We start from the raw sequence: 2,617 nt of genomic DNA, 5'->3' as shown, positions 1-2,617 counted from the left end.
GGACGGCTATCTGGCACGCAAGCTCAACCAGACATCCTCCTTCGGCGCTTTCCTCGATCCGGTGGCCGACAAATTCCTGGTCTGCTCGGCGCTGCTGATCCTGCTGGAGCTCGGCCGGGTCAACGCCTTCGTCGCCCTGGTCATCGTCGGCCGCGAGATCGCGATCTCGGCCCTGCGCGAATGGATGGCCCAGATCGGCGCTTCACGCAGCGTTGCCGTGCACATGGTCGGCAAGCTGAAGACGACGGTGCAGATGGTGGCCATCCCCTTCCTGCTCTATGACGGCCAGCTTTTCGGCCTCATTCCGACGCGGCTCTGGGGTACCTGGCTGATCTACGCAGCCGTCGTGCTGACCATCTGGTCCATGGTCTATTACCTGCAGAAGGCCTTGCCGGAAATCCGTGCCAAGGCCCGCTAGGGCGCCGTCCTGGTTCACGCCGGACGCCGAGTTGTATCGGGACTTTTCCCGCCCCGCCCACCGCCGGACGCGCGTCTAGAATCCGCTTCCCCGCGCGCGCCTTGGCCGCTTGTAGTCGGCCTGTCACAGGCTGCGCAGTGCGCGGGATCGACATCTGCATCGCAGTCTTGCGGCCGGTCACGGTGCAGGGCTCAACAGTCCGCTGAATCGTCATGAGGGGGCACGAGTGAACAAGTCCGAATTGATCGAGCACATCGCCAAGCAGGCCGACATCTCCAAGGCTGCTGCAGGCCGTGCGCTCGAAGCCGTGATCGGCGGCGTCAAGACGACGCTGAAGAAGAACGGCACCGTCTCGCTGGTAGGCTTCGGCACCTTCAGCATCACCAAGCGTGCTGCGCGCGCCGGCCGCAACCCACGCACCGGCGATACCATCAAGATCAAATCGGCCAAGGTGCCCAAGTTCAAACCCGGCAAGGCGCTCAAGGACGCCGTGAACTGAACCTTCGGCCAATCCCGGTTTCCCCGGGCGCTTAGCTCAGTTGGTAGAGCACCTCCCTTACACGGAGATTGTCGGCGGTTCGAGCCCGTCAGCGCCCACCACCCGACCCCAGGGCGGCGTCCGCCGTCTCGCATTTAGAATGCGGCTCCCTCGAAGGCGAACCTCGGTTCGCCTTCGTCGCGTTTGATCCTCAAGGCTCCCCGAGATGTTTGAATTCGTCCGCACGCACAACCGCCTGTTCCAGTTCGTCCTGCTGTTGCTGATCCTGCCGTCCTTCGCCCTCGTCGGCATGCAGGGCTACACCAGCATGATGGGTGGTGCCAACACCGGCGTGGCAAGCGTCGATGGCCGCAAGATCACCCAGGCCGAATGGGACGTCGCCCAACGTGAGCAGGCCGACCGCATCCGCCGCCAGAGCCCGGGCGTCGATGCCAAACTGCTGGATACGCCGGAAGTGAAACGCCAGGCCCTCGAGAACCTGGTCAACGAGCGCACGCTCAAGGCCGCCGCGGAGCACCAGCACTTCACGCCCAGCGCTGAGTCCGTCAACGCCCGCTTCTGGAATGACCCGCAGTTCGCCTTTCTGCGCAACCCCGACGGTACGGTCAACAAGGCCCTGCTCGCGGCCCAGGGCATGACGCCTTCCATCTTCATGGAGCGCCTGCGCCAGGACTACGCCGTCCGTCAGGTCACGGCCCCCATCGAGTCCTCGGCTGCCGTCGGCGCCGCCAGCCCCAAGCTGGCCTTCGACGCCCTGCTGCAGCAACGTGAGGTGCAGTTGCAGCGTTTCGACGTCAAGGACTTCGCCGCCAAGCTCAACCCGAGCGATGCCGACGTCGAGGCCTTCTACAAGGAACCGGCGAATGCCGCCAAGTTCCAGCTGCCTGAATCGGCCCAGATCCAGTACGTCGTGCTCGACCTGGACGCGCTGAAGAAGGACGTCAAGTTCAGCGAAGACGACCTGCAGAACTACTACAAGGAAAACGCAGCACGCTATGGTGTGCCCGAGGAGCGCCGCGCCAGCCACATCCTCATCAAGGTGGAGCGCAATGCGCCAGCCGAAGAGCGCGCCAAGGCCAAGGCCAAGGCTGAGGAGATCCTGGCGCAAGTGCGCAAGAACCCCGGCGAGTTCGCCGCGCTGGCCAAGAAGAATTCCCAGGACGAAGGCTCGGGCGCCAACGGTGGCGACCTCGACTTCTTCAGCCGCGGCGCCATGGTCAAGGAGTTCGATGCTGCGGTCTACGCGATGAAGCAGGGCGAGATCAGCAACCTTGTCGAGACCGATTTCGGTTATCACATCATTCAGCTGACCGGTACCCGCGGAGGCGACAAGAAGCCCTTCGAGGCGGTGCGCACCGAAGTCGAGAACGAAGTGCGCAAGCAACTCGCCCAGCGCCGCTACTCCGAGGCTGCCGAGCAGTTCGGCAATCTCGTCTACGAGCAGTCCGACAGCCTGCAGCCCGCAGCCGACAAGCTCAAGCTGCAGGTCCAGACCGCCACCGTGCAGCGCCAGCCGCAGCCCGGCGCAGCGGGCCCGCTCGCCTCGCCCAAGCTGCTGGAAGCCGTCTTCGGCAACGATGCACTGCGCAACAAGCGCAACACCGAAGCCGTCGAGACCGGTCCCAGCCAGCTCGTGTCGGCTCACGTCACCCAGCACAACCCGGCCCGCGTGCCGCCGCTGGCCGACGTGAAGGACAAGG

General features: G+C 64.7%; 3 protein-coding genes and 1 tRNA gene. All 4 read left to right on the top strand.

All coding sequences use genetic code 11. The features are described 5' to 3' along the window. The coding region (pgsA, locus tag ACXJKR_RS29420; protein ID WP_457325861.1) for a CDP-diacylglycerol--glycerol-3-phosphate 3-phosphatidyltransferase at positions 1 to 418 on the top strand (418 nt) is incomplete at its 5' end. 226 nt (positions 419 to 644) lie between these two features. Further along, positions 645 to 917: an HU family DNA-binding protein gene (locus tag ACXJKR_RS29415; protein WP_056201680.1), complete on the top strand. Its 273-nt coding sequence runs from the start codon at positions 645 to 647 to the stop codon at positions 915 to 917. Positions 918 to 942: 25 nt separating this feature from the next. Further along, positions 943 to 1,018, top strand: a tRNA-Val gene (locus ACXJKR_RS29410). A 104-nt stretch (positions 1,019 to 1,122) separates the two neighbouring features. Continuing rightward, on the top strand, positions 1,123 to 2,617 hold a 1,495-nt coding region (locus tag ACXJKR_RS29405; protein WP_457325860.1), incomplete at its 3' end, for a peptidylprolyl isomerase.

Source organism: Roseateles sp. P5_E11 (genome assembly GCF_054049355.1).
This window is presented reverse-complemented; position numbering and strand designations above follow the sequence as displayed.